The following is a 26,714-nucleotide window of genomic DNA, read 5'->3' on the forward strand; positions in this document are numbered from 1 at the left end:
TCCTGCAATGCGTAGCCGAGATTCACCAATCGGCCGCCGAGGCGGCATTCGTCGGCTACTGCTATCTGTTCTCTCCGCCGGGCGTCTGTGTCCAGCATGCGTAGCACGAAGCGTGCGATCTGGTTATTCAAGCTGGATAGCTCAGCAACGAGTACCAGTTCGTCGTGCCAGTCATCCGCGGCCACCACATTCACCCCAAGGGAATCTGTCTTCAGCCTTTTCCTGACAATAGACAGTCTGCTCGAGGTAACGGTACCGAGACATCGGTCAAGTGACGGATGTCGGAAGGGCAGTTGCCGGAAGGTGCGTTTCGCCGAATGTGATCTTGTGGTGGTCTACGCTCCGTTACCGGACTCTGGGTTGCGCCATCCAAATGGCGCAGTGGTCCGTATGTGTTGAGGTCTGGTTCCTGATTCGCTCTTCCGTCAGGTCAGTGAGTCGCCGGGTGTGCCGTTCATCGCAGTCATGGTCGAGGCAGCTGGCAGAGGTCTGTCCGCATCAGTTGAGTCTGGCGCCCCGGTCGACGAAGACGCTGGTAGCGCGCCTGTCCGGCTCATCGGGCGCTCCTGACGGGTACCTTCATTTGCCAGGCACCAGTGCGCTTTGCGCACCTCGTGGGTGCCTTCGGGGCGGTGCGGCACGCATCGTGGTCACTTACCGTCCGTGGCTGCGACCTGTCGAGGTGTCTGCGCTGGCCGCGGCTCTCCCGATGCCGCTCTCGATCGTGCTGGGCGTCTCAGGTGGGAAGAGGTGGCAGAACTCGTCGTGCGGCGTGGCAAATGTCAGGCAATCGGGGCGCTGGTGACACCGGTGCCGACGACTCGACTGGGCCGCTGCTCGTCCGGCTCGTCGAGCGGCCGACTGGTCGAGGCGCTGGCACTTGACGCCTCGCTCGACAGCGTCCAGAGACGGCGCGTGCCACGAGCGGCGAGCTGATCGCGTTCGCCCCCACCTCATGCTTCGGCCGATGCCCGTGCTGAGAGGGCTGGCACATGCAATGTCGCCTCGCGGAGATCCCACTCGGTCACGGCGGATCGGCACCGGCCGCCAGCCCGCCCGACGCCCATGCCACCGCGACCAGTTCTCTGAGCACTCGCCGCAGCGCGGGACGCGCTCGGACTCACCGCGGTTCGCTGGCGAGCCGTTCGCCGTCGCTGCGCGAGCCAGGGGGAGGTCGCCAGACGTCCCGGGGGCCGCGAGTCCGCTGACGAAGTCCTCGCCGCCAGGGAGGCGACACCGACGGGCCGGCGACGGGGCTGGGTGGGTCATCGCCGCCACGGTCGGGCAGCGGGGCTTGCCGCACGGACGGCCGAGCTGAACCGGACACTCGCCGACGCTCGACGCTCGACGCTCGACGCTCGACGCTCGACGCTCGACGCTCGACGCTCGACGCTCGACGCTCGACGCTCGACGCTCGACGCTCGACGCTCGACGCCCGCTCCCGTCTCCGCCGTCTCCCGCCGCCTCCGCTCCCGGCGCCTCTCGTCGCCTCTCGTCGCCGGTGAACTGGACCGGGCCCGTGTGGTCCTCCCAACGCCCTCCCGGGCGACCACGCCACGCCCTTGCTCGCCGCGTCGATGGTGTGCCCCCCACTCGCGGGACAGGCGGTGGCTGGCGAGTCGGCGGCCTCGCGCGCCACCATGCATCTGAGTCTGTACGGATAGGACACAATCACCCGCCACTGTGGACGGATCCGCTGCACCAAAGAAAACCAGGAGCGCGCAAGGCCGATAATCGGCTCGGGTGGGAGGCTGCAAGATTTCCCCGAGTCGCCCCTGAAAGGGCTAATCCGATGCGGGGAGTCGTTTTATCGCGACTGTCAGCAACTCCAAGAGTGCGGTGCACGAGTCGGGTACTCCGGCACGCATGGTGGCCACGATGGCCTGATTCTGCGCAACACCCACGTCGTACCGGCAGAACTCGCCTCGCGCGGTGAAGGTTTCGAGCGCGGGGTAGCCGAGCACTCGCACTCTGCTGCTGGTGGAGTCGCGTCCCTTCGCCAGGTCCGACAGGCCGTCTCCGCTCGTGAAGGCGGTGAGCTGCGCTTCCTGTGAGTTCGTGCCTGTCCAGCGGCAGTTCGCGCCCAGTTCGTCCTGGCCTGGCACGCCCGCGTCGAGGCCGAACGTGGTGAGCGCGGCCTCGTCGAGGAGGACGCACGGATCAATGCCGACCAGTCCCTTCGGTGATTCCACTGGCGGCACGGTGGGTGCTGGCGGTGGTTCGTCAGCGCCGCAGCCGGCGGCCGCGAGTAGAGCGGCCGCGATGACCAGCAGGCGAATAATCACAGGATTTCCCTCCGCCATGTCATTTATCTTCCGATCGGATATTTCTGTAACGTTCTGGGGTCGCGACGCGTCTTCACTAGCAGCGTTTCGCTTGGAGGCGAGGATGAGTTACCGAGTCGGAATCGATTTCGGCGCCACATTCACCGCCGCGGCCGTGCACCGTGACGGTGAGCAGGCGGCTGAGCTCGTTCCGTTGGGGGACAACAGAGCCGCGGTCGCGTCCGTGGCGTACGTCGCGCCCGACGGGTCGCTTCTGCTCGGCGACGCGGCGGCGCGGCAGGCACTGACCGACCCGGACGGCGCCGTGCGTGAGGTCAAGCGCCGGATCGGTGACGAGACGCCCCTGATCCTGGCCGGCGAACCGATCGAGGCGCACACGATCGCGGCGTGCTTCATCCGGTGGGTCGTCGACCGGGTGGCCCAGCACGAAGGCGAGCCACCAGCAGGGTTAGCGCTCACATACCCGGCTTCGTGGGACCGCGACACGTGCGCCCTGTGGGTGAAAGCTCTTGCGGAACAAGAGATCCACGCGGTCCGACTCGTGCCGGAGCCGGCGGCCGCCGCGTTCGCCTACGCGGCCACCAGGGACGTCGCGCCAGGGGACGCGGTCGGCGTGTACGACCTGGGTGGCGGCACGTTCGACGCGGCGATCGTCCGCCGGCTCGACACCGGCGGGTTCCGGCTCGTGGGCCGGCCGGAGGGCATCGACTTCCTCGGCGGCGCCGACTTCGACGACGCGGTCCTCGCGCACGTGAAGAACAGCGTCGGTGCACTGTGGACAGAGCTGGACCTCGACGACCCCGAGATGAGCACGGCCGCGGCGGCGTTGCTGCGCGAGTGCGCGGCGGCGAAGGAAGCGCTTTCCACCGACGCCGAGGTGACGATCCCCGTCATGCTGCCGGGGCTGACCACGCGGGTACGGATGACTCGGACGGACCTGGAACAGCTGGTGGCGCCCGCCATCGCCGCGACCGCCGAGGTCATGCGGCGAGCGTGTTCCTCGGCCGGTCTCCGCCCCCAGGACCTGTCCGCCGTGCTGCTGACCGGCGGGTCATCGCGGATTCCGCTGGTGGCGCACCAGGTTTCCCAGACGCTGGACCGTCCGGTCACGGCGGACGCCGACCCGAAGGCGCTCGTCGCGCGCGGTGCGGTGTTGTCGATCGCGCCCGCGGCGGCCCCGCCGAAGCCGGTCCTCGTCGCACCGGTGGCGCGGCCGCGACGGCGCTCGCGACGTGGCGTGGTGGTGGGAGTGGGGCTCGCGGCGTGCCTGGCCGCTCTGGCCGCGGCGAGCACACTGGGATCGGACCTACTGCCGAGCACCGGCACGCAGGTGGACGCGGCGGACCAACCGGCCGGCCTGCCACGCGAGATCGTGGACCGGGTGCCGATCGGCACTCCCAAGGAGAACACGCGCGATCCGTGGACCGGGAGGCCCTACGAGGAGACCACACGACCCGGCCCGCACCGTCCGGGCGCCAGGCCGGCGGACGCGAGCCCGGCCGAGCTGTCCCCGTCCCCGACGACCGGCGGTCACCGAAACGCCCAGATCGCCGGCGAGCCGCCGTCGACCCAGACGGTCGGCACCGCGACCCCCACGACGGACATCGGCCGCGCCTCCACGACGGCCCCAACGGACCAGTCGACGGCCCCGACGGTCCAGCCGACCACGACGCCCCCCACGGTGACCACGACGGACCAGCCGGCCCCGACCACCACCGAAGAGAGAACGAACACGGACCCGCCGGTGCCCACGATCACCACGACCACCGAGCCGGTCGTCGATCCGCCACCCGCGAGTTCGGCGACGCCATGACGACGGCAACGGCGGGGTGACCGCGTGACAGCCGGACCGCCGCCACCCCGTCCGGACACCGTCCCGTTGGCCCCGCGGCCGTTCGCCGCCCAGGGGCGGCCTCGGGCGGTGACCGTGGCGGGCTGGCTCTGGCTCCTCGCCGGCGCGCTGGCCGTTGTCACCGTGGTGCTCGTGATCGGGCGGCTCGACGCCGTGCGGGCAGAACTGGAGCAGGCGGTTCGGGACAGGGACCCGTCCGCGCCGGCGGAGCGGGTCGCCCAGGTGGTGGACCTGTCCGTGCTCGTCATCGTCGGCGGGGGCCTCGTCTTCGGGATCACGGGAACGTTGCTCACCGTCGCGCTGCGTGGCGGGCGAAGATGGGCGCGGTTAACGCTCACAATCGTCGCGGTCCTGGTCGTGGCGTACGGCGTGCTCGTGTACTCGACGACCGGGTGGCTCGTCCTGGCCTACGCGGCGGCCGCCCTCGCCGCGACCGTGTTCATGTACCTGCCGGGCGGCGGCCGCTGGTTCGCCTGACTAGGCTTGGCGCTCGTGGAAGATCGAGTGCTTGGCAGGACCGGTCGGGATGTCGCGGTGGTCGGCCTGGGTTGCTGGCAGCTGGGCGCGGACTGGGGGCAGGTGGACGACGCCGACGCGCTGGCCGTCCTGCATGCCGCCGTCGACTCCGGCGTCACCTTCTTCGACACCGCCGACGTGTACGGCGACGGGCGCAGCGAGCGGCTGATCAGGCGGTTCCTCGCCGAGCGACCGGCGGAGGTCATGGTGGCCACCAAGTGCGGGCGCCGGGCCGACCCGCACGTGCCGGCGGCGTTCACCCCCGAGAACCTCCGCGCGTGGACCGACCGCAGCCGTGCCAACCTCGGCGTCGACCGGCTCGACCTCGTGCAGCTCCACTGCCCGCCCACCCCGGTGTTCTCGAGCGACGAGGTGTTCGACGCCCTGGACGACCTCGTCACCGAGGGGAACCTGGCCGCCTACGCCGTGTCCGTCGAGACCTGCGACGAGGCGCTCACCGCCATCGCCCGGCCAGGTGTGGCGAGCGTGCAGATCATCCTCAACGCCTTCCGGCGCAAGCCCCTCGAAGAGGTGCTGCCGGCGGCCCGCGCCGCCGGTGTCGGCATCATCGCGCGGGTGCCGCTCGCGAGCGGTCTGCTGTCCGGCAAGTACGACGAGCACACCACCTTCGCCGCCGACGACCACCGCACCTACAACCGGCACGGGGAGTCGTTCGACGTGGGGGAGACGTTCTCGGGCGTGCCGTACGAGGTTGGGGTCGCGGCGGCGCGGTCACTCGCCGAGGTGGCGGCCGGGCTCGGGGTCCCCACCGCCGCGCTGGCACTGCGCTGGATCATCGACCAGCCCGGTGTGAGCGTGGTGATTCCCGGCGCCCGCAACGCCGACCAGGCCAAGGCCAACGCCGCGGCCGCCGACGTGGACCCGCTCAGCGCCGAGACACTCGCGGCCATCGAGCGGATCTACGACGACCAGATCCGTGAGCACGTGCACGGTCGCTGGTAGTCAGCGCCTGCCTACCAGCGTGAGCACGGCCTGCATCTCGCGATAGGCGGGCTTCGCGGCGAAGGTCTCGTCCAGCAGGTTGGCCGCGCCCTGGCCCTCGAAGAACCCGGGCACCCACGAGTACTTGTCCGTGAAGCCCCACACCGTGAACGAGTTGCAACGCCGAGCGAGCAGGCACCCCTGCAGCAGCACGCTGTAGCCCTGCGCCTGCGCCTGTAGCTTCACGGTGTCGGGTGGCATGAGCATGCGCACGTCGACCTCGGTGATCGCGGTCTCCAGGCCCAGCGCCTCGAACCGACCCAGGTTCCCGGCCACCTCCGCGGCCGAGTGGAAGCCGAACTGCACGCCGTAGTGGCCCTGCGCGCCGAACCCGTGCACCGGAACCCCTTGTGCCAGCAGGTCCTTCGCGAGCGCGAGGTAGGCGTCGCTCTTCGCGTTGACGCCCTCGACGTTGTAGTCGTTCAGGAACAGCTTGGCCTTCGGGTCGGCCTTGTGCGCCCAGCGGAACGCGTCGGCGATGTAGCCCGGACCGAGCACGCGCAGCCACAGCGTGTCCCGCAGCTGCGCGTTGTCGTCGATGACCTCGTTGACGACGTCCCACTGGTAGATCCGGCCGCGGAAGTGCCGCACCTCGTCGGTGATGTGCTGACGCAGAATGCCGCGCAACTCGCCGGCGTCGATGTCACCGGACTCGACGCCCTGCGTGAGCCACGCCGGGAGTTGGTTGTGCCACAGGAGAGTGTGGCCGCGCACCTGCTGACCGTTCCGCTTGGCGGCGGCCATCAGGTCGTCGGCGGCGGAGAAGTCGAGACGGCCCCGTTCCGGCTCGACCACCTCCCACTTCATCACGTTCTCGGCCGTGATCGAGCTGAACTCCGCCCCGACCCGGTCGCGATAGGTCGTGTCCGAGGTGAACGCCGCGTGATCGACGGCCGTGCCGACCAGCAGCTCCCGCCCGGCGAGCTGCCGCAGCGGTCGATCGGACGAGGTGGCCCCGGCCGCCGGAGCGGGTGAGCCGGCGGCCGGGAGAAGCGAAGACACGGAAGCGGAGACCAGTAGGCCGACGAGGAGGCCGGCAGTGGCGACACGGGACACCTTCATGCGGAGCTCCTCGACAACAGCGGCGGGGTTCCGAAAATTTCGGCGATTTGTCGGTATCGCGAGCAGAAACGTTAAGGCTCACATCGGGTTCGGTCAAGCCCACGTAGGTATGGCACTCCGAAAGTTTCACTGGACTTGTGCGCGCGAACAAAAGAGGCCCTTCCGGCGGCACGCCGGAAGGGCCTCGAGCGGTCGGTGATCAACCCAGCGAGATGCGGTCCAGATCTGGTGCGGTGTCCGCGTCGTTGCTGATGGTGATCGTGTTCTGGCCGGCCTGCAGTGTCACCGGGATCGACGTGGTGGCGGGGGTGTTGTTGCCGATGCCGCTGACCGTGACCACGGACGGCGGGCCGCCGTTGACCGACACGTTGTACGAGCGCGTGCCGTTGACCGTGTAGTCGATGAACAGCGTGTACGTGCCCGCCGACGCGACAGACACCGCGGGGAACACGATCCGCGCGTCCGTGGCGCCGCCGAGGTTGCGGACCTTCTGCGCACCGGAACACGGCGAGCAGTTGGTGATGCCCGCGCTGCCGATGTCGTTGCGGAAGTCCTCCGCCTCACGCATGAACACCCGGCCCGCCGGCAGTGGCCGCACCCCCACGTTCCGGTTGACCGTCTTGGCACGGCCCACCACCTGGAACGACGCCCTCACCGGGATGTCCACAGCGGACACAGTGGTGGGGGAGGTGAGCGTCCACTTCCCGGTCAGCGTCTGGCCCAGCCGCAGCGACTGGGTGGTGGCCGGCGCGCCGGACAGCGTCCACCCGGCCGGCACGACCGGTGCCAGCTGGACCTGGTCGAGCGCGTCCTCGACGTCCAGTCGCAGCGTCGCGGTCACCTCGATCGACTGCTGCCCAGTGCCGACCCACTGCAGGCCGGACGGCACCACCTTCAACGTGGTGGTCGGGGTGTAGGACTCCGGTGGCAGCGGACCGACCGAGATCCGGTCAAGGCCGATGGAACCGTTGCCCGACACCGTGATCGTGTTGGCGCCGGCCTGGAGTGGGACGGCGACCGCGGTGCTCGTCGGCACGTCGGACGGGCCGGCGGGCGCGTTGACCGGCGTCACAGCGTTGTTCACCTTCACAGACAGCGCGCCGGCGCCCGTGTGGTCCAGCTGCAGTCGGTAGGTGCCCGCCTCGGCGACCCGCACGTCCCGGTAGGTGACCGTGCCGCGGCCGAGGCCGGTGACCGCCGCCGAACCCGAGCAACCCGCGCAGTAGTTCACGTGGGCGGTGCCGGACCGGCTGGCGTTCTCCGCCTCGAGTGGCAGCGGGCGATCCGTGGCCCTCGGGTAGCCGTACCCGACCTCGATCTCGTCGATGCGAAGCTGGTTGACGTAGATCGGGGCCTGCGCGCCGGCCCACGTGTTGTGCACGTCCAGCTTGACGTAGCGTGCTCTCTGCGCGCCCAGGTCGATCGGCCGCACACCGCGGGCACTGGGGAGAGCACCGGCGCGGACCTCACGCCACCGCCTGCCGTCGTCGCTCACCGACACCGTGAAGTCCTTGACGCGGGCCGAGTCCTCGGGCCGGCCGAACGACTCGCGGGCGTAGGTTGGCGACCATTCCCGTTGGTGCAGCGCGAGATAACGCACGTCACGCCGCTTGCCGAGGTCGAGCGTCACCGAAACGGGCAGCGTCTTGTCGCTGTCCCAGTAGCTTTCGTAGCTGCCGTCGACCAGGTCGCTCGCCGGATGGTCGGCCGCGGACGCCGTGGCGGTCGCCCGCACCGTGGACTGGGCGTACAAACCCTGCCGGCCAGCCGTCTCGACCTTGAAGACCGTGTCGTACTCGTCCCAGTTCCGGACGTCCAAGATGGACAGATAGCCACCGGACTGGCTGAACCGCATGCGTTCGCCGGTACGCAGGTCGGTCACCTTCGCGATCTGGTACCCGTTGTCCCGCAGGCGGACGAAGTCGGTCCGCGGTCTGGTCACCACGTGCACGTACTGGGTTCGCGTGCCCGGCTTGACCGTCGTCACGCCATGCGCGCCGTCGTTCCAGAAGCCCGGTTGCAGGCCGCCGAACATGTAGCCGCCGCCTTCCGTGCCGAACAGGGACTCGCGGATCGGCGGCACCCACTGCGCCATGAAGTTGTTGAACGCCTCCTGCTGCGGCGGGAACTTCCCGTTCACCATCGGGGTTTCCGCCATCAGCGACTTCATCGACGAGCCTGCGTTGGTGATGTAGCGACCGGTCGACAGACGGGTGTCCACTGCGGAGTCACCGCCGGAGAACCACCAGTCGCCGGTCGTCGGGAGCTTGTAGTCGGCCTCGACCAGGCGCGGCATGGGGGTCCACGCGGCCTGCGGGTAGTCGTAGGACGGCGTCATGCCGGTCTTCTGCTCGTTGCTGACCGTGTCCATGATCGGCGTGTCCTCGTTGTTGTTGCTCAGCAACCAGGACGGACGCTTCTCGCGGATCTGCTCGTAGAGCTTGTTGCGTTCCCAGTAGGCGTTGTCGTTGTCGATCCAGAAGCCCGCGAGGTCGGGGTAGTTCTCCATGACCTCGAAGAAGTTGTCGTAGCTGAACTGACCGAACCCGTCGCGGGTGGTCAGGTCGACCTGCTGGCCCTTGTACGCGGAGTAGGCGGCGGAGTCGAGGGTCTCGATGCCCTGCTCGTTGTGCCACTGCGGGTCGTCGGTCATGTAGAGGATGACGCGCACGCCCTTCGCCTTGCCGGCCTGGACCAGTTCGCCGAGGATGTCGCGTTGGGTCGAGCAGCTGCCGGGGATCTGCGACGGCCACGGACGCGCGTAGCCGAGCCTGCTGTGGAACGTGGCGAGCACGATGTAGGAGGCACCGAGCTTGTTCGCCTCGTCCACCCAGTAGTCGGGTGTCCAGCCGCCGCCGGTGACGTCACGTTCCCATTCGGCACAGTCGAGGTGGCGGGGCGCGGTGAACATGCCCCAGTGCAGGAACAGTCCCGCGGTCGACTGGCGCATCCACTCCTGTCGCGGATGCTCCACTTCGGAGGCTGCGCTCGGGGCGCCGAGCAGGCTCGTGACGAGCCCGAGCACGACGGCGGCGCAGGCGAGTCGCAGGTTGTTCCATCTGGTTCGGCCACGCTGCCGCGGTGGTCTCATGTTGCTCGTCCTCGGTTTATGTTAACAAGGCTGCATAAAAGACATCCGATGATTGCAACCGGGCAGGCGGGCGTCAAGGCTCAATATGCCTACTCAGGCGTGCGGGACGTGCAGCAGGTCCGCCAGCACCTCGTCGAGCGCGAGGCGGGCGGCGCCGAGCGCGACGGACTCGGCGCCCAAAGTGGACACCAGCACCTCGATCGGGAAGAGCGTCAGCGTGGCGAGCTCGCGGCGGAACAGGTCCGCGAACAGCGGGCCGCGCGACATCCCGCCGCCGAGGACGACGGCCTCCGGGTCGACGGCGAGCGCGAGGATGGCGGCGCCCTTGGCCAGCACGGCGGCGACCTCGGACAGCACCGCGAGACTGTCCTCGTCGCCCCTGGTCGCCGCGGTGATCACCAGCTCGCCCTCGCGCCCTGGCGGCAGCTTGCGGCGGGCGGCGAGTGCGGCGCCGCGGGCGTGGAGGCGGGCCATGGTCGACGACCAGCCGAGCGTGGGCAGCGCGCCGATCTCACCCGCCGCGCCGTGCTTGCCCTCGTGCACCCGGCCGCCGAAGAGCACCCCGGCGCCCGCGCGGTGGCCGGCGAACATGTAGACGAGGTCGGCGTGCTCGGTCGCCGCGCCCTGCCAGTGTTCGGCGAGCGCGGCGAGCTTGACGTCGTTGGCCACGGTGACCGGCCGGCCGACCGCCTCCGACAGCGCGGCGGCCACGTCGACGGCGGTGAAGCCCGGCAGTGAGTAGGTCGCCAGGCCTGAGCCGGTCGGGCCGCTCGACACGTCCCGCACCCGGTGTTCCGCGCGTACCGCGCCGGTCACCCCGCACCCCACCGCCGTCACCTCGTCGGCCGCCAGCCCGACCTTCGCCCAGCAGGCGTGGGCGGTGTCCGCGGCGGCACGCAGGCGACTCGGCGCGTCCAGCTCGGGGTCCAGCGGGACACGGTGCTCGGCCAGCGTCCTGCCGCGAAGATCGGTGACCACCGCCATCGCCTTGTGCGCGCCGATGTCCATGCCCGTCACGTGCCCGGCGCCCGCCCGGAAGCGGAAGTGCCGTGCCGGGCGGCCGCGTCCACCCGCGGGGCCGGCGACCTCCTCGACCCACTGGTCGGCGACGAGCGCGGCGAGCAACTGCTCCGCGGTGGGCCGGGAGACGCCGACGACCGCCTGCAGCTCACGGAGCGTGAGCGAGGGTGCGTCGAGCAACGCACCGAGCGCCGCGACCAGGTTCAACCTGCGCAGCAGGGACGGGTTGCCCACCCGCCCGACTCGGTGGTCGGGCACCTCACTCATGCGGGCGATTGGACCGCAGGTCGCCGTCGTGGGCAACGTGGGGCCAGGACCGAGGGATCACGGACCCGAGAGCATAGACGTCTGATCTATTTGCAGGAAAGCCTTTTCCTGTGAGCGTGTCCGGTTTAGGCTGCGGAGACATCCGATGTCTCGGGAGTGCCACGATGAGACGACGTCGTCTGTTCGGGCTGCTGCTGGTGTTCGTCACCGCAGCGGCCACCCTGACCGCCACCGAGTACGCCGCAGTCGCCACACCAGGCCGCGACCTGGTTCTTTGGTACGACGAGCCCGCTCCGGACACGGCCGAGGGGTGGGAAGGCCGTTCGCTGCCCATCGGCAACGGCGGGATGGGTGCCACCGTCTTCGGCGGGGTCACCGACGAACGGATCCAGTTCAACGAGAAGACGCTCTGGACCGGCGGCCCCGGTGTGCCGGACTACAACTTCGGCAACTGGGCGGCGCCCCGACCGGGCGCGCTCGACGGCATCCGGCAGCGGATCGCCGCCGAGGGGCAAGTGCGGCCCGAGGACGTGCTCGCCGCGCTCGGGCTGCCGTCGGACTCGCCTCGGCACCGCAGGTTCGGCGCCTACCAGAGCTTCGGCGACGTCCGACTGTCCATTCCGGACGCTGGACCGGTCACCGAGTACCGACGCGAACTGGACATCTCCCGTGCACTCGCACGTGTCACCTACCGTGCCGGCGGCGTCCGCTACACCCGCGAGTACTTCGCGACCGCGCCGGACGGCGTCGTGGTCATGCGGTTGACCGCCGACCGGCCGGGTCGCGTCGACGTCGGCACGCGGATCGCCGTGCCGGCCAACCGGACCAGCGCGGTGAGCGCTCACCGCGGCCGGATCACCGTCGCCGGCGCCCTGAACAGCAACGGCCTGCGGTACGAGGCGCAGCTGCAGGTGAGCGCCGACGGCGGCCGCCGTGTCGACAACGCGGACGGCTCGGTCGCGGTGACGGGCGCTGACTCCGTGACGCTCGTGCTGGCCGCCGGCACCGACTACGCCCCCGACTACCCGACCTACCGGGGCGCCGACCCGCACGAGAACGTGAACAACCTCGTGACCAGCGCGTCCCGCAAGGGCTTCCGGGACCTGCGCGACCGGCACGTGCGCGATCACACCAGGCTGTTCGACCGGGTGCGCCTCGACCTCGGCGGGCGGATGCCGGACGTCCCGACCGACGACCTGCTGGCCGGCTACGGCAGCGGCGGGCCCGCGGACCGGGCACTCGAGGAGCTGTTCTTCGCCTACGGCCGGTACCTGCTGATCGGCTCGTCCCGGCCTGGTTCGCTGCCCGCCAACCTGCAGGGCGTGTGGAACAACCTCGAAGCGCCGCCATGGCAGTCCGACTACCACCTCAACATCAACCTGCAGATGAACTACTGGCTCGCCGAGTCCACCAACCTGGCCGAGACCGCCGAGCCGTTCTTCGGTTACGTCGACTCGCTGCGGGAACCCGGCCGGGTCACCGCGCGGCAGCACTACGGGGTGTCCCAGGGGTGGGTCGCCCACCACGCGTCCAACATCTACGGCTGGACCGGCGCGTGGGATCACACCGCGTTCTTCTTCCCCGAGTCCGGGGCGTGGCTGTCCGACCAGCTCTACGACCACTACCGGTTCACGCTCGACAAGCGCTTCCTCGCGCAGCGGGCCTACCCGGTGATGAAGGAGACCGCCCAGTTCTGGTTGGAGTTCCTGCAGGTCGACCCGCGTGACGGCCGGCTGGTCGTCACACCGAGCCGCTCGCCGGAGCTCGGCCCGGCCACCGCGGGCACGTCGATGTCCCAGCAGATCGTCTGGCAGCTGTTCACCGACGTGCGGGAGGCGGCCGGCGCCGTGGGCGACACCGCGTTCGCCGCCACGGCCAAGGACATTCTCGCGCGCCTCGACCCCGGGCTGCGGGTCGGTTCGTGGGGTCAGCTGCAGGAGTGGAAGGCCGACCTCGACAGCCCCACCGAGACGCACCGGCACGTCTCCCACCTGTTCGCCCTGCACCCCGGCACACAGGTCTCCCCACGCACCACACCGGAACTGGCGGCCGCCGCACGTGTGTCCCTCGAGGCCCGGACGGACGCCGGCACGGGCTGGAGCAAGGCATGGAAGATCAACTTCTGGGCACGGCTGCTCGACGGCGACCGGGCGCTGAAGTTGCTCGGCGACCAGCTCACGACGAGCACGTTGCCGAACCTGTGGGACACGCACCCGCCGTTCCAGATCGACGGCAACTTCGGGGCCACCTCCGGTGTCACGGAGATGCTGCTGCAGAGCCATCTCGGCACGGTCGACGTGCTGCCGGCACTGCCGTCGGCGTGGCAGGACGGGCGCGTGGACGGCCTGCGGGCGCGTGGTGACCTGACCGTCGGCCTGACCTGGCGTGCTGGCAAGCCGACCGAGATCCGCCTGACCGCGGGACATTCCGGCGAGGTGAGCGTGCGCACCGGCATGGGCCCCGTCCGGGTGTACCGGAACGGGCGGGTCGTCGGGCACCGCGTGAGCGGCGAGGCGATCACGTTCTCGGCGAAGGACGGCGCGAGCTACCGCGTCGTGCCGGTCACATGAGCGGAGCTTGCGGAGCGAATCATCAGCACTCAGGCTGCCACCGCGCCCGCGTAGGGCGCCGGTGGAGCGGAGCTTGCGGAGCGTTCCGGCGCCGCGGAGCGGGCGAGGGGGCGGCATGAGAGGACGCATGCGCACGGTGCTCATCGCGGTGGCCGTGCTCACCGTCGTGGCGCCGGTGACTCCCGCCACCGCCGGTGAGCGTGCTCAGTTGTCCACAGTGGACCTGTCGGCGGCAGAGGAAGACCTGCCGCTCGACGGGGTCACCGCGTTGCGCGTGCGCGCCACGCTCAGCAACGGTCGCCCCGCCGACCTTGGCAGCGCTCACATCACGGTCACGAGCAGCGTGCCGGGCATGGTGACCGCCGACCTGCGGGGTGGGCGGGGCGTCGCCAGGGCCGGCACACTCGGTCCCGGCCCCACCACGCTGACGGCGAGCGTCACGCTGGACGGCGTCACGGTCACCGACGAACTGCCCATGCGGGTGCTGCCGCGACCGGCCCGCCCGTACCGGCGCGCCTACGCCCAGACGCTCACCATGAAGATGTTCCTGGCCGACAACCAGGGGCGGGTCGCGCTCACCTTCGAGCAGGCCCTCGACGTGATGCGGCGCGTCGACAACCTCACCCGCGGCATCCCGAAGATCTTCTACCTGGTGGGCTGGCAGTACGACGGCCACGACACGGGCTATCCGGCATGGGACGTGGTGAACCCCAAGCTCAAGCGGGAGCAGGACGCGAGCGCGCTGGACAGCCTGCGCTGGCTGATCGCCGAGGCCCGGACGTACCACACCACGGTCAGCTTCCACGTGAACATGCTCGACGCCAGCGCGAACTCACCGCTGTGGCAGACCTACCTGGACCACGACGTGATCGCTCGCAACGCCGACGGCTCGCTGCGTACCTACGTGTGGGGCTACCCGATCAGCTACACGCTCGAGTGGCGGGCCGGGCTGACCCAGCGGCGCATCGACTCGCTGTTCGACATGGTCGACATGCGGCGGATCGGCACCGTGCACGTCGACGCGTTCCACCAGTACATCCCAGGCTACGGCACCGAACCGATCAGCCCGTACCACGGGATCACCACCGACCAGGAGATCGAGACCCAGAAGAAGATCATCCGCTACTGGCGGGACCGCGGCGTCGACGTCACCTCGGAGTTCACCTACAGCTACCGCAAGGACCCGCTGCTCGGCCTGCAACCCATGGCCTGGCACTTCCGCAACGTGGACCAGATGGTCATCCCGCCGGCCCTGCACGTCGGCGGGAAGGGCGGTGATCCCCGCTTCGGCACGAGCATGCAGGGCGAGTCGATCATCCGGAAGGACCCGGCCGCCCTGCCCGGTTTCCTCGACGAGTTCGCCACCACCACCCTGCTGTGGCAGCACCTGAACCGGCTGGGCCGCGTCAGCGACACGGACGGCGCGGTCACGTTCTCCGACGGCACGGTGAGCGCCAACATCGACGGGAGGCTGCTGGTCCAGCGCGATGATGTCGTGCTGCGGGACGGAAGCGACCTGTTCGTGCCGGCGAACTGGGCGCGGCACAAGGAGATCGTGGCGTACTCGGGCGCCGGCTACGAGGCCCGCACGTGGGTGCTGCCAGCGCAGTGGCGGCGGGTCCGCCAGGTCGACGTGTACCGGATCAGCCAGGAGGGACCGGAGTTCGTCGCGCGGCAACCGGTCGACGGGTCGCTGACGCTCAGCCTGCCCGCCGGCGCCGCGGTCAGCATCGTCCCCGCCGGCACCCAACTCCGTTGAGATGAAGGAGTCCCCCACATGTACCGAAGAGTGCGCGGCGCCCTGCTCGCCGTGCTCGGCGCCGTCTCACTCGTGGTCGTCGGGCCCGAGACGACCGCATCGTCCACTGTGGAGAAACCGCCGCTCGCAGAGACCCCGCCGATGGGGTGGAACAGCTGGAACAAGTTCCATTGCGACATCGACGAGGAGCTGATCCGCGAGACCGCGGACGCGATGGTGTCGTCCGGCATGAAGGCCGCCGGCTATGAGTACGTGAACATCGACGACTGCTGGATGGCACCGCAACGGGACGCGGAAGGCCGACTGCAGGCCGACCCCGAGCGCTTTCCCAGCGGTATCAAGGCGGTCGCGGACTACGTCCACGCCCGTGGGCTGAAGCTCGGCATCTACTCGTCGGCGGGCACCAAGACCTGCCAGGGATTGCCCGCGAGCCTGGACCACGAGACGACCGACGCGGCGAGCTTCGCCGAGTGGGGCGTCGACCTGCTCAAGTACGACAACTGCAACAACGAGGGCAGGCCCGCGCTCGAGCGGTACACGGCCATGGCCGACGCGTTGGCGGCGACGGGGCGCGACATCGTCTACTCGATCTGCGAGTGGGGCGCCAACAAGCCGTGGGAGTGGGCTGCCGAGGTCGGCGGCCACTACTGGCGCACCACCGGCGACATCTCCGACCGGTGGGGCAGCATGGTGGCGATCCTGGACCAGCAGGTCGGGCTCGAGGCGTACTCCGGGCCGGACGCCTGGAACGACCCCGACATGCTGGAGGTCGGCAACGGTGGCATGACCACCGAGGAGTACCGGGCACACATGAGCCTGTGGAGCATCCTCAACGCGCCCCTGATCGCCGGCAACGACCTGCGTGCGATGGACGCCGCGACCCTCGCGCTGCTCACCGACCCGGACGTGATCGCGGTCAACCAGGACTGGGCGGGTGTCCAGGGGCACAAGATCGCCGACAGCGGCGACCTCGAGGTCTGGGCGAAGCCGATGTCGGACGGCGGCGCCGCCGTGGTGCTGTTCAACCGGGGAGTCGCGGGTGCGCAGGTCGGCACGACCGCTGCCGCACTCGGTCTGCCCGAGGCCCGCGCGTACGCCGTTCGTGACCTGTGGGCGGACACGACGGTTGTCACACGCTCACAGGTGCGTGCTTCGGTGCCGCCGCACGCCGCGCGCATGTTCGTGGTGAAGCCCGGACGGCACGGCGCCACGGCCGTGGCCAGCGACGTCGCGGACGACACCGGCGGTTACGTCGAGCCAGGCGAGACGTTCACGGCGCGGGTGAGCGTTGCCAACGACGGCCTGCGGCCGGTGACTGACGTCCGGGTCGCTCTGGCCGCCCCGGACGGCTGGACCGTGCGGCCCGACGAGAAGACGAAGATCCGAGTGCTCCGGCCCGGCCGGACCGCGACGGTGCGCTTCACGGTCACGGCTCCTGCCACGGCCGCGAACGGCACACACGCGCTGACCGCGGACGTCCGCTACCGGGGCGGGAGGCTGCCCGGGTACGGCGCGGTGTCGATCGCCACCCGACCCGTCGGCACACCGTGGGTCTCGGACCTCGCGCCGGTGAGCGCGCAGGTCGGTTGGGGCTCACTCGGCATCGACAAGAGTGTGAACGGTAACCCGCTGAAGATCGCCGGGGTGAGCTACGCCAAGGGCATCGCGCCGCACGCCGCGGCCGAGGTGACCTACTACCTGGGCGAGCACTGCACACGGTTCACCGCGGGTGCCGGCATCGACGACGAGACCCGCAACCGGGGCTCGGTGACGTTCACCGTGCTCGGCGACGGGAAGGTGCTGGCCGAGACCGGTGTGGTGCTCGGCGGGCAGCCTGCCGTGCCCGTGGATGTGAACGTGACCGGTGTGACCGAACTGGTCCTGGTCGCCGGAGTCGGCCCCGACAACAACAACAGTGACCACTCCGAGTGGGTGGACGCGAAGCTGACCTGCGAAGGAGTGTCGTGAAAACCGTTGTGGCAATGGCTCTTTTAGCCGGGGTGCTCGCCGCGCCGCCGGCCGCCGCCGAAGGTCGCGGGTGGACGGTCGGGTGGCACGGCGGGCCGACCGCGCACGTGCGCGTGGACGAGGGCGCGGTCACGCTGTCGGTCACCCGCGGCGGCGCCACCGTGCTCGAGCCGAGCCCGGTCGGCATCCGCACCGAACAGGCCGACCTGACCACCGGCCTGAAGTACCTCGGGCGCAAGGACCGGCGGATCCACGACTACTACACCACCACGGTCGGCAAGGAACAGCGCCGCCCGGTGGCGATGAACGAGACCCGGTTCGCGTTCGCCGGTGCCGGCGGCGCCAGGGTGAACCTGGTCGTGCGTGCCGCACCGGACGGCGTCGCCTACCGCTACGAACTGCCCGCCGACTACGGCGACGTGCTCGGTGAGGCGTCCGCCTTCGTGGTGCCGGACGAGGCGCCGGCGTGGCTCGCGCGGTACCGCAGGGACTACGAGAACCCGTTCGTCCGGTACACGGCCGGCACCGCGCCGGCAGAGGAGTTCATGACGCCGGCGCTGTTCCAGGTCGGCGGCAGCTACCTGTCCATCGCCGAGTCCGATGTGGATGGTCGGTACTCGGGTGGCCGGCTCGTGCACGGCGACGGCGCCTACCGGATCGGGCTGTGGGACGCGGCCGTCGCGGTCGATGGTCCACTCGCGACACCGTGGCGGGTGATGATGGTCGGCGACCTCGCCACCGTCACGGAGTCGACGCTCACCGACGACCTCGCGCCGCGCTCCAGGGTGCGCGACCGGTCGTGGATCAAGCCGGGCCAGGTGTTGTGGACGTGGCTCGCGGGCGGCCGTCCCGCCGGGCAGAGCCTGGAGATCCAGAAGGGCTACGTGGACTACGCGACGCAGCGCGGGTGGCCGTACGTGGCCGTGGACGCGGGCTGGTACTTCGACCCGCAGCAGTGGGACGTGACCGACCCCAACTGGTCGACCAACAGCTGGATGCCGCAGCTGGTCGACTACGCCGCCGAGCGGAACGTGCGGATCCTCGTGTGGATCCACTTCCGCGACCTCGACACACCGGAGGAGCGGGACCTCTGGTTGCCGACCCTGCACCGGTGGGGCGTGGCCGGCGTGAAGATCGACTTCATGGACTCGGAGGCGCAGGAGCGGTTGCGCTGGTACGACGAGATCCTGCCGGCGACCGCGGCGAACCAGCTGCTGGTGAACTTCCACGGCTCGACCATCCCGAAGGGCATCCACCGGACGTGGCCGCACGTGATGACCATGGAGGGTGTGCACGGCGGGGAGAAGCGGGTGCTGACCATCGACCACGTGACCACGCTGCCGTTCACGCGCAACGTGGTCGGGTCGATGGACTACACACCGGAGGCCTACCACCGCCCGCACCCGACCAGCGACGCGTACGAGCTGGGTCTGTCGGTCCTGTTCGAGTCGGGGCTGCAGAACCTGGCCGGCACCACGGCGTCCTATGACGAGCGCCCGGAGGCGCGTGCCTTCCTCGAACAGGTCCCGGCCACATGGGACGAGAGCCACCTGCTGGCCGGCGTGCCGGGGGAGAGCGTCGTGATGGCACGGCGTCAGGGGGACCGCTGGTTCCTCGGCGGCGGGGTGGCCGGCGACGCCAGGACACTGGACGTGCCGGTGGACTTCCTGAAGGGCCGCTGGCTGCTGGAGATCGTGCACGACGGCCCGACCGGCCTCGTCCGTGACACGCAGGTGGTCAGGGGCGGCACGGTTCAGTTGAACGTGCCAACGAACGGCGGGTTCGCGGCGGTCGCGTGCCGGGCAAAGCCCAACACCACCACCTGTTACCGCTGACAAACGTGGTGGGGTCGTTCCGGCACGACCCCACCACACCGCTCAGGACGCCCCTCGTCCGCTGCGTGGCGCCGGAACGCTCCGCAGGCTCCGCTCCTCCGGCGCCCTCCACGGTCGAGGTGTCGTCCTGAACATCGATGATTCGCTCCGCAAGCTCCGCTCACCGCCCCAGTAGCTCGCGCAGGTGCTTGATCACCTCCGCCGGGGCCTCCTCCGCCATGAAGTGGCCGCACGACACGGTGACGTGGTTCAGATCCGGTGCCCAGGCGCGCCAGACGGCTTCCGCGTCGTAGCCCAGGGCGGCGCCCCAGTCCTGCTGCAGCACGGTGACCGGCATGCGGAGCTGGTCGCCCGCCTGCCGGTCGGCCAGGTCGTGCTCGACGTCGACGGTGGCCGACGCGCGGTAGTCGGCCACGATGGAGGTGACCGCGCCGCGGGACTCGGCCAGGTACGCGGCGCGGACGTCCGGTGGGATCGCCTCCGGGTCCCGCGCCCACAGGTCGAGGAAGTGGCCGAAGAACGCGTCCGGCGCCGCGCCGATCAGCGTTTCCGGCAGGCCGGGCGGCTGCGCCATGAGGTAGAGGTGGAAGCCGACGGCGGCCGTGGTGCCGCGTAGCACGTCCCACATGTCCAGCGTCGGCAGCACGTCGAGGGACGCCAGGTGGGTGACGGCGTCGGGGTGGTCGAGGCCCGCCCGGATGGCGACCAGCGCACCGCGGTCGTGCCCGGCGAGCGCGAACCGCTCGTGGCCGAGCGCGCGGGCGACGGCAACGACGTCGGCGGCCATGGTGCGTTTCGCGTAGGTCTCGCCCGTGTCGGCCGGCTTGTCGCTGTCGCCGTATCCTCGCAGGTCGGGGCAGATGACGGTGTGGTCGCTGGCGAGGTCGGCTGCCACGTGCCGCCACATGAGGTGGGTCTGGGGGAAGCCGTGGAGGAGCACGACCGGCGTGCCCGTGCCACCCACGGCGACGTTGAGCGTCACCCCTGCGTGAGCCGGGACACGCTGGTAGTCGAAGCCTGGAATTCGCATGCCGTCCAGCCTTACGCGCGCCGATCAGCACCGGATCAGCAGCGGGTTAGCATGCCAGCGATGATCACGTTTAGGGTGCTCGGCCCACTGGTGGCCACGTCCCCGCGTGGTCCCGTCGACCTGAAGGGGCCGAGGCACCGCGCGGTGCTCGCGCGGCTGCTGATCGCCAGGGGTCGGGTCGTCCCGGTCAGCCGGCTGGTCGCCGACCTGTGGGAGGACCCACCCGATGGGGCGGTTGGCGCGGTCCAGACGTTCGTGGCCGCGCTGCGGAAGGCGCTCGAACCGGACCGCCCGCCGAGGACACCAGCGCGGCTCCTGGTCACGGCCGCTCCGGGCTACGCGTTGCGTGCGGAGGCGGTGGACGCCTGGCAGTTCGAGGCGGCGGTCACGGCGACGGGTCCGCCGCGGGACGTGCTCGCCGGGATCGACGAGGCGCTGGGTCTGTGGCGCGGGCCGGCGTACGCGGAGTTCGCGGCGGAGCCGTGGGCTCGGGGCGAGGCAACGCGCTTGGACGAGCTGCGGCTGCTGGCACTGGAACGCCGGGCAACCGCGCTTCTCGACTCCGACCGTGCCGCCGAGGCAGTGCCGGACCTGGAGGCCCTGGTGGCGGACCACCCGTGGCGTGAGGGCGCGTGGCGGTTGCTGGCGCTGGCCCGGTACCGGGTGGGCCGCCAGGGTGACGCGCTGGAGACATTGCGCCGGGCACGGGAGGTGCTGGCGTCGGATCTCGGCCTGGACCCGGGTCCCGACCTGCGCCGGTTGGAGGAGGACATCCTGGCGCAGGCACCGAGCCTTGCCGGTCCTCGGCCTGCGTTTGCCGACCAGCTGATCGGGCGCGCCGACGAACTCGCGCGGATCACCGCCGCCGCGGCCGACGTCCGTGCGCGACAGCGGGTCGGGTTGGTTCTGATCTCTGGTGAGGCCGGTGCCGGGAAGACCGCCCTCGCATCGGCGTGCGTCTCGCGCCTCGGCTGGACTACCGCATGGGGCGGGAATCCCGACGAGGAAGGACTTCTTGCGGCGTGGCCATGGACCCAGATCCTCGACGCCCTGCCTGGTCCGTCGCCCGAGCCCGACACTTCCGGGGACCCGACGGTCGCGCGGTTCCACTGGCATCGGGCGGTTGCCGCTCATCTCGCCGGGTACGCACCGCTGCTGCTCGTGCTCGACGACCTCCACTGGGCGGGCGAGGAGACCCTCGCGTTGCTCGCGTCGCTCGTCGCCGAGCCCCACGCCGTCCTGGTCATCGGGACCTACCGCACCACCGACGTCCCCGGCCGCCTCGCCGACTTCCTCGGGCGCGTCGCCCGGTCCGAGCCCGTGCGGGTCTATCTCGGCGGGTTGCCGTTGGGGGACACCGCCGGCCTGGTGCGGGCCATGACCGGCCAGGACGTCGACGCCGCCACCGCGGAGGTGATCCACCGTCGCAGTGGTGGCAATCCCTTCTTCGTGCGCGAGCTGTCGCGCCTGTTCGCCGCCGGCGGTGACCTCGCCGCGGTGCCTGCGGGCGTGCGGGACGTCGTCCGGTACCGCGTCGCCACGCTGCCGGAGACCGTCCAGACCGTCCTCCGGCACGCCGCCGTGGCCGGACTCGACGTCGACGCCGACGTGCTGCCCGGTGATCTCGACGCACTCGAGTTCGCCGCCGCCCGGGGGTTCCTCGTCGAGCTCGGACCAGGGCGGTTCCGCTTCGCCCACGCGCTCGTCCGGGACACGCTGTACGAGGACCTGTCCCGGTCCCGCCGTGCCCGGTTGCACGCTCACATCGCCGAGACACTCGAGCGGTCACGGCCGCATGACGTGGAAGCCCTCGCGCACCACTTCCTCCAGGCGGAGGCACCCGTGGCGGCCCGCTATGCCCGAGCTGCGGCCGAGCAGGCCGAGCGTCGCTTCGCACCACACCACGCCGCCCGGCTGTGGCGTGCCGCCCTCGACCACGTGGGTGACGAGCCCCGGGAGCGGTTGGCCGTGATCATGGGATTGGTGCGTGCGCTCGCGCTGACGGGTGAGCTCGCCGAGGCCCGCCGCCACCGCGCCGAGGCGCTTCGGCTGGCCGAGACCGTCGCCGACCCGGCGTTGACCGCCGAGGTGATCGCCGCGTTCGACGTGCCGGCGGTGTGGACCGAGAACGACGACCCCGCGCTCGCGGAACGGATCGTCGAGGTCACGGAACGGACCCTGGCCGCCGTGCCGCCGGACGCCGCCGCGGTTCGCAGCAGGTTGCTGTCCACGATTGCCATGGAACTCCGCAACACCGGGGGAACCCGCGCCCGCGAGGCGGCGAGGGAGGCGGAGTCCATTGCCCGGGGTCTCGACGACCCGGCGGTGTTGGCGTTCGCACTCAACGCACGGTTCATGCAGTCGTTCGACCGTGCCGGCCGAGCGCGGGAGCGAGTCGCCATCGGCGCGGAACTCGTCGACCTAGCCGCGCGGCACAAGCTCGTGACCTTCGAGGTCCTCGGCCACCTGATCCTCGTGCAGGCGAACGCGGCGCTCGCGGACTTCGTGGTCGCCGACCGACACGCCGCCGCGGCTGACCGTCTGGGCGAGGACTACGAGATCCCGCTTGTGAGCGTGCTCACCGACTGGTACCGGGCGATGCGTTCGACCGTCGCGGGCCAGTCCGCCGAGGCCGCCTACCGCGCGGCGGCCGCCCGGCTGGCCGGTTCCGGCATGTCGGGCATGTCCGGCATCCTCGGCCTCGCCTTGCTGTGTGATCGTGTCCAGCGGGGCCTGCCACCGCGGCAGGAAGACTTCGGTGGCAACGAGCCGTGGTGCCGACCGCTGGTCCTGCTTTCCGGGGGTGACGCCGTGCCCCCGGCGCCGCGCGACCTGCTGTTCGAGGTCCGCACGTGCCTACACGCCATCGCCGCGATAGCGCTGGACGACCGCCCGGCGATGACGCGCCTGTACGCCGAACTCGAACCGGCCGCGGACGAACTGGCCGGCGCCGGAAGCGGCCTACTCACGCTCGGTCCGGTGGCGCACTACCTCGGCGACCTGGCCACCGCACTCGGCCGACCCGCCGAGTCGGCCTCGCACTACCGCAAGGCGGAGGAGGTCGCGACACGTGCTGTGCGACGTTCCGGTCCGGCACCGTGAACCGTGCGGTAGCCGCTCAGCAGTCTGGGGTGGGGCACGGACGACGTGCCGCCGCGTCGGCGAGCAGCCGCAGAGCGCCGTCGCGACCGGTGATGGCCGGTATGCCAGGCGGCTTGGCGCCGATGTTGGCCCCGCCGTACTCGATCAACAGGACCAGGTTCTCGTCGATGGCCCGGATCCGGGTGAAGCTCTCCATGCCGTTGAAGCGTTGCTTGATGTCGCCGTCGTCGAGGCCGAGCGCCGCGACGTCGGGCACCTGGGCCTGCGGGTCCGACGCGATCGCGTACCGGGCCAGCTCGCTGCCTGTCTGGCCGTCGACGGCATGGAAGCGCGAGGCCGTGACTGAGATGTAGCGGTAGGCGGGCGTGCCCGCGGTGTCCGGTGCGAACTCGTCAAACGGCGTGATCGGCACACTGCCCGAGTCGCCGAACTCTTGGCGGCACACGGTCGAGTCGAGCTGGTCGTTCTGCGTCCGGCTCGGCTCGGGCTGGCGTGGCACCGTCTCGGCGAGGCCGTCGGCGAGCTCCGCGACCGTCGCCGGATCCACGAGGTCACACGCTTCGACAAGCACGGCGTACTCGTCGTCGCCGGCCTGCTCTCCACCGGCCGACGAGCAGCCCGTGACACCGGTTGCCAGCAGCAGGGCGACGACCCCCAGTCTGATCATGCGGGAACCTTAACGCGGAGCCTGTTGTCAAAGATTGTGCGAGGATGCCTGGCTTGGACGGCCCAGCGCGTGAGGGGGACGAGCGATGAAGGCATCAGACGTTCCGCGTGCGGTGAACGCGGGTGTCGCCACGGTCGCCGCGCTCGGGCTGACGGTCGATGAAGCGGTTGTGCTTCATGACTCGAACAAGCTCACGCTGCGCCTGCTGCCGTGTGACGTCCTGGCCAGGGTGGCACCTGTGGCGCACCAGGTCGCGCAGTTCGAAATCGAGCTCGCGCAACAGCTCGCCGCCTCCGAGAGTCCGGTGGCCGCTCTCGAGCCTCGGGTTGAGCCACGCGTCTACGAGCGTGATGGCTTCGACGTCACGCTGTGGACCTACTACGAACCTGTGACGCATCAAGACATCGCACCAGCCGACTATGCCAAGGCGCTCGAGCGGCTGCATGCCGGCATGCGTGAGCTCGATGTCCGCACGCCGCATTTCACGGATCGAATCGAGCAGGCTCAACAACTCGTGGCGAGCCGCGACCGCACCCCGGCACTCGTCGACGCGGACCGGCAACTACTCGGCAACACCCTGCGAAGCCTTCGGCGAGTGATCACCGAGCGCGGCGCCGCCGAGCAACTACTGCACGGCGAGCCGCACCCAGGCAACCTGCTCCCCACGAAGAACGGACTGCTGTTCGTCGACCTCGAGACGTGCTGCCGTGGGCCTGTCGAATTCGACCTCGCGCATGCGCCAGAGGACGTGAGCGAGCACTATCCGGGCGTCGATCAGGACTTGCTACGCGAGTGCAGGATCCTCGCACTGGCGATCGTCACAACATGGCGTTGGGATCGAGACGACCAACTCCCGAACGGGCGCCAGCTCGGAACGGAAGGGCTCAGCCAGATCCGAGCAGCACTCGACCGATACGGCCCGGACGTTAGTCGTTGACTACAGGCCGGTAGCACTTACTGTGCGGCGGCCGTCCGCGGGAGCATTCAGTGGAACCACTGATGTCTCAGTGCGAGCACCGGTCCAGAGTTTCTCCGTGCAAGAACAGCACGTGATGGGAGGCGGTGAAATGTGCCGGACGACAGCGGGCTGATAGGGAGAGACGCCGAGCTGGCCCAGCTGACCGAGTACGTCGACGCCGTCGTGTCTGGAGTCGGTCGAGCCGTCCTGATCGAGGGCGAACCGGGAATCGGAAAGTCGTCGATCGCGCAGGCGACGGCGGAGCTCGCCGAGCAGCGAGGCTGCCATGTCTACTGGGCAGCCGCCGACGAGTTGGGGCAGGCTCTGCCGCTACGACCGATCCTGGACGCGTTCTCCTGGCTGGATTCTGCGGCGAAAACACGGTTGGACACCATTCAGAAGCTGTTGCGTGGTGAGTTCGGCACGATGATCGAGCCCGCTGCCGCGGCGTCGGAGCAGGTCTTCGCCATGGTTGCCGAAGTGTGCGATACGAGCCCTGTCGTCCTGGTCGTCGACGACTTGCAATGGGCCGACCCGGCGACGATCGGTGTGTGGGAACGGCTGGCGCATTCCGTTGGCCGGTTGTCACTTCTGCTGGTCGGGGTCACGCGTCCAGTGCCGCAACGTGCTGATCTGCTGGCGGTCAAACGGGCGGTTGGTGACCGTCGCGTGATGAAACTTGACAGGCTGCCCGAAATCGCGGTGGAGCGTCTTCTCGGTGAGTTGTCGCACGGACAGCCCGGCAAGAGCCTGTTGCGCATCGCCGCCGATGCGGCTGGCAATCCGCTGTACCTGACCGAGTTGGTGGCCGCGCTGATTCGCGCCGAGCGCCTGGCGGTCAGCGACGGCGGCGAGGTGGAGGTCGCCAACGGCCCCGTTCCTGAGTCCCTCTCCAGCGCGATCGCTGACCGCCTGGACTTTTTACGCAGCGACGTCCGCGACGTGCTGCGGGCAGCGGCGCTGTTGGGAGTGGAGTTCTTGGTCGCCGATGTCGCGATCGTTCGAAACTGCCGGGTCGCGGACCTTGTCCAACCCTTCGATGAGGCACGAAGGTCAGGCGTTCTGGAGGAAGCTGGCGACAAACTCGTGTTTCGGCACCCACTGATTCGTGCGGCCCTGTATGAGCGGATCGGCACGTCGGTACGGTCTGCCTGGCACGGGGATGCGGCCCGCGCCCTCGCGAAGGCGGGAGCGCCGGTGCACCGCGTGGCCAGACAACTGCTGCAGGCCTTTGCCACACCGGACGCGACCCCTCTGGACGAATCACTCCTCGACTGGTTGACCGACGCCGCGCCGACTCTCGTCGCGCAGTCCCCGCAGACCGCGATAGACCTACTGCGGGCCGCATGCCGACATTCATCGGTTACATCAGCGCAAGGCGCATGGCTTGCGGCGCGGTTGGCGGAGGCCCTCTACCGATCGGGGAACAGCGGTGAGGCGGAGCGGATCGCCAGGCACGTCATGGTCGTCGTGTCAGATTCTGATCTTCTCGTCGACTTGCACTGGACGGTGGCGCAATGCCGCGCGTTCGCGGGGCGGGCCGACGAGTCCCTGGAGTCGTTGAGCGAGGCGATCGCATTACCGGACGTCTCGCAGCGCCATCGTGCTCGGCTGCTCGTGTTGGCCGCGCGTGCGCACCGGGATCTGGGCAAGGTTACGGTCGCCGGTGAGATGGCACAGAAAGCCCTGGCTACCGCCCAAGAGGCCGGCGACACCTGGGCGCTGGCGTG

General features: G+C 70.0%; 17 protein-coding genes. 10 read left to right on the top strand and 7 right to left on the bottom strand.

Annotated elements, in window-relative coordinates; translation table 11 throughout:
• Both VF106_RS04425 and VF106_RS04430 read right to left on the bottom strand, forming a co-directional pair.
• Positions 1–194, bottom strand: a 194-nt coding sequence (locus VF106_RS04425; protein WP_330838250.1) for a hypothetical protein, incomplete at its 3' end; no start/stop codon positions are given.
• A 1,590-nt stretch (positions 195–1,784) separates the two neighbouring features.
• Positions 1,785–2,285, bottom strand: coding sequence for a DUF3558 family protein (locus VF106_RS04430; protein ID WP_330838251.1), 501 nt, complete (start codon positions 2,283–2,285; stop codon positions 1,785–1,787).
• Positions 2,286–2,388: 103 nt separating this feature from the next.
• Here VF106_RS04430 and VF106_RS04435 point away from each other — a divergent pair, with 103 nt between their 5' ends.
• From VF106_RS04435 to VF106_RS04445, 3 genes are read left to right on the top strand one after another with little or no spacing between them, the layout of a single operon-like run.
• Positions 2,389–4,098, top strand: coding sequence for an Hsp70 family protein (locus VF106_RS04435; RefSeq protein WP_330838252.1), 1,710 nt, complete (start codon positions 2,389–2,391; stop codon positions 4,096–4,098).
• A gap of 24 nt (positions 4,099–4,122) precedes the next feature.
• The gene (locus VF106_RS04440) at positions 4,123–4,614 is read left to right on the top strand and encodes a hypothetical protein (protein ID WP_330838253.1); all 492 of its coding nucleotides are present in this window, start codon (positions 4,123–4,125) and stop codon (positions 4,612–4,614) included.
• 15 nt (positions 4,615–4,629) lie between these two features.
• Positions 4,630–5,616 (top strand): aldo/keto reductase, encoded by a 987-nt coding sequence (locus tag VF106_RS04445; RefSeq protein WP_330838254.1) that lies wholly within the window; start codon positions 4,630–4,632, stop codon positions 5,614–5,616.
• Here VF106_RS04445 and VF106_RS04450 read toward each other — a convergent pair whose 3' ends face one another.
• The 3 genes from VF106_RS04450 to VF106_RS04460 form a co-directional block, all read right to left on the bottom strand.
• Positions 5,617–6,717, bottom strand: coding sequence for an endo-1,4-beta-xylanase (locus VF106_RS04450; RefSeq protein WP_330838255.1), 1,101 nt, complete (start codon positions 6,715–6,717; stop codon positions 5,617–5,619).
• Positions 6,718–6,916: 199 nt separating this feature from the next.
• Positions 6,917–9,808: a CBM35 domain-containing protein gene (locus VF106_RS04455; protein ID WP_330838256.1), complete on the bottom strand. Its 2,892-nt coding sequence runs from the start codon at positions 9,806–9,808 to the stop codon at positions 6,917–6,919.
• A 93-nt stretch (positions 9,809–9,901) separates the two neighbouring features.
• A complete protein-coding gene (locus tag VF106_RS04460) occupies positions 9,902–11,095 on the bottom strand; it encodes an ROK family transcriptional regulator (protein WP_330838257.1) in 1,194 nt (397 codons plus the stop codon).
• Positions 11,096–11,259: 164 nt separating this feature from the next.
• On the opposite strand from VF106_RS04460, the gene VF106_RS04465 reads away from it, so the two are divergent.
• The 4 genes from VF106_RS04465 (at position 11,260) to VF106_RS04480 (ending at position 19,227) form a co-directional block, all read left to right on the top strand.
• Positions 11,260–13,665: a glycoside hydrolase family 95 protein gene (locus tag VF106_RS04465; RefSeq protein WP_330838258.1), complete on the top strand. Its 2,406-nt coding sequence runs from the start codon at positions 11,260–11,262 to the stop codon at positions 13,663–13,665.
• Positions 13,666–13,780: 115 nt separating this feature from the next.
• Positions 13,781–15,424 carry an endo-alpha-N-acetylgalactosaminidase family protein gene (locus VF106_RS04470; protein ID WP_330838259.1) on the top strand — a complete coding sequence of 548 codons (1,644 nt, stop codon included), beginning with the start codon at positions 13,781–13,783 and terminating at the stop codon, positions 15,422–15,424.
• Between the two features lie 18 nt (positions 15,425–15,442).
• Positions 15,443–17,392, top strand: a complete 1,950-nt coding sequence (locus VF106_RS04475) for an NPCBM/NEW2 domain-containing protein (RefSeq protein ID WP_330838260.1) — start codon at positions 15,443–15,445, stop codon at positions 17,390–17,392.
• A 14-nt stretch (positions 17,393–17,406) separates the two neighbouring features.
• A complete protein-coding gene (locus tag VF106_RS04480; protein WP_330838261.1) occupies positions 17,407–19,227 on the top strand; it encodes a glycoside hydrolase family 97 protein in 1,821 nt (606 codons plus the stop codon).
• Between the two features lie 160 nt (positions 19,228–19,387).
• Here the strand turns inward: VF106_RS04480 and VF106_RS04485 are convergent, their stop codons facing one another.
• Complete coding sequence (locus tag VF106_RS04485) at positions 19,388–20,257, bottom strand: alpha/beta fold hydrolase (protein ID WP_330838262.1); 870 nt, start codon at positions 20,255–20,257, stop codon at positions 19,388–19,390.
• Positions 20,258–20,317: 60 nt separating this feature from the next.
• Here VF106_RS04485 and VF106_RS04490 point away from each other — a divergent pair, with 60 nt between their 5' ends.
• The gene (locus VF106_RS04490) at positions 20,318–23,359 is read left to right on the top strand and encodes an ATP-binding protein (RefSeq protein WP_330838263.1); all 3,042 of its coding nucleotides are present in this window, start codon (positions 20,318–20,320) and stop codon (positions 23,357–23,359) included.
• Between the two features lie 16 nt (positions 23,360–23,375).
• Here VF106_RS04490 and VF106_RS04495 read toward each other — a convergent pair whose 3' ends face one another.
• Positions 23,376–24,026: a hypothetical protein gene (locus VF106_RS04495; RefSeq protein WP_330838264.1), complete on the bottom strand. Its 651-nt coding sequence runs from the start codon at positions 24,024–24,026 to the stop codon at positions 23,376–23,378.
• 112 nt (positions 24,027–24,138) lie between these two features.
• Here VF106_RS04495 and VF106_RS04500 point away from each other — a divergent pair, with 112 nt between their 5' ends.
• Positions 24,139–24,963, top strand: coding sequence for a phosphotransferase family protein (locus VF106_RS04500; RefSeq protein WP_330838265.1), 825 nt, complete (start codon positions 24,139–24,141; stop codon positions 24,961–24,963).
• A gap of 132 nt (positions 24,964–25,095) precedes the next feature.
• The coding region (locus tag VF106_RS04505; RefSeq protein WP_330838266.1) for an ATP-binding protein at positions 25,096–26,714 on the top strand (1,619 nt) is incomplete at its 3' end.

The sequence above is a fragment of the Actinophytocola sp. genome (assembly GCF_036378875.1).
Taxonomy (GTDB): domain Bacteria; phylum Actinomycetota; class Actinomycetes; order Mycobacteriales; family Pseudonocardiaceae; genus Actinophytocola.

Bases quoted from the DNA above. Each gene is read 5' to 3' on its own strand.
- VF106_RS04475 (WP_330838260.1), top strand. From the start codon at position 15,443: ATGTACCGAAGAGTGCGCGGCGCCCTGCTCGCCGTGCTCGGCGCCGTC.
- VF106_RS04450 (WP_330838255.1), bottom strand. From the start codon at position 6,717: ATGAAGGTGTCCCGTGTCGCCACTGCCGGCCTCCTCGTCGGCCTACTG.
- VF106_RS04455 (WP_330838256.1), bottom strand. From the start codon at position 9,808: ATGAGACCACCGCGGCAGCGTGGCCGAACCAGATGGAACAACCTGCGA.
- VF106_RS04490 (WP_330838263.1), top strand. From the start codon at position 20,318: ATGATCACGTTTAGGGTGCTCGGCCCACTGGTGGCCACGTCCCCGCGT.
- VF106_RS04495 (WP_330838264.1), bottom strand. From the start codon at position 24,026: ATGATCAGACTGGGGGTCGTCGCCCTGCTGCTGGCAACCGGTGTCACG.
- VF106_RS04470 (WP_330838259.1), top strand. From the start codon at position 13,781: ATGAGAGGACGCATGCGCACGGTGCTCATCGCGGTGGCCGTGCTCACC.
- VF106_RS04485 (WP_330838262.1), bottom strand. From the start codon at position 20,257: ATGCGAATTCCAGGCTTCGACTACCAGCGTGTCCCGGCTCACGCAGGG.
- VF106_RS04480 (WP_330838261.1), top strand. From the start codon at position 17,407: ATGGCTCTTTTAGCCGGGGTGCTCGCCGCGCCGCCGGCCGCCGCCGAA.
- VF106_RS04435 (WP_330838252.1), top strand. From the start codon at position 2,389: ATGAGTTACCGAGTCGGAATCGATTTCGGCGCCACATTCACCGCCGCG.
- VF106_RS04465 (WP_330838258.1), top strand. From the start codon at position 11,260: ATGAGACGACGTCGTCTGTTCGGGCTGCTGCTGGTGTTCGTCACCGCA.
- VF106_RS04460 (WP_330838257.1), bottom strand. From the start codon at position 11,095: ATGAGTGAGGTGCCCGACCACCGAGTCGGGCGGGTGGGCAACCCGTCC.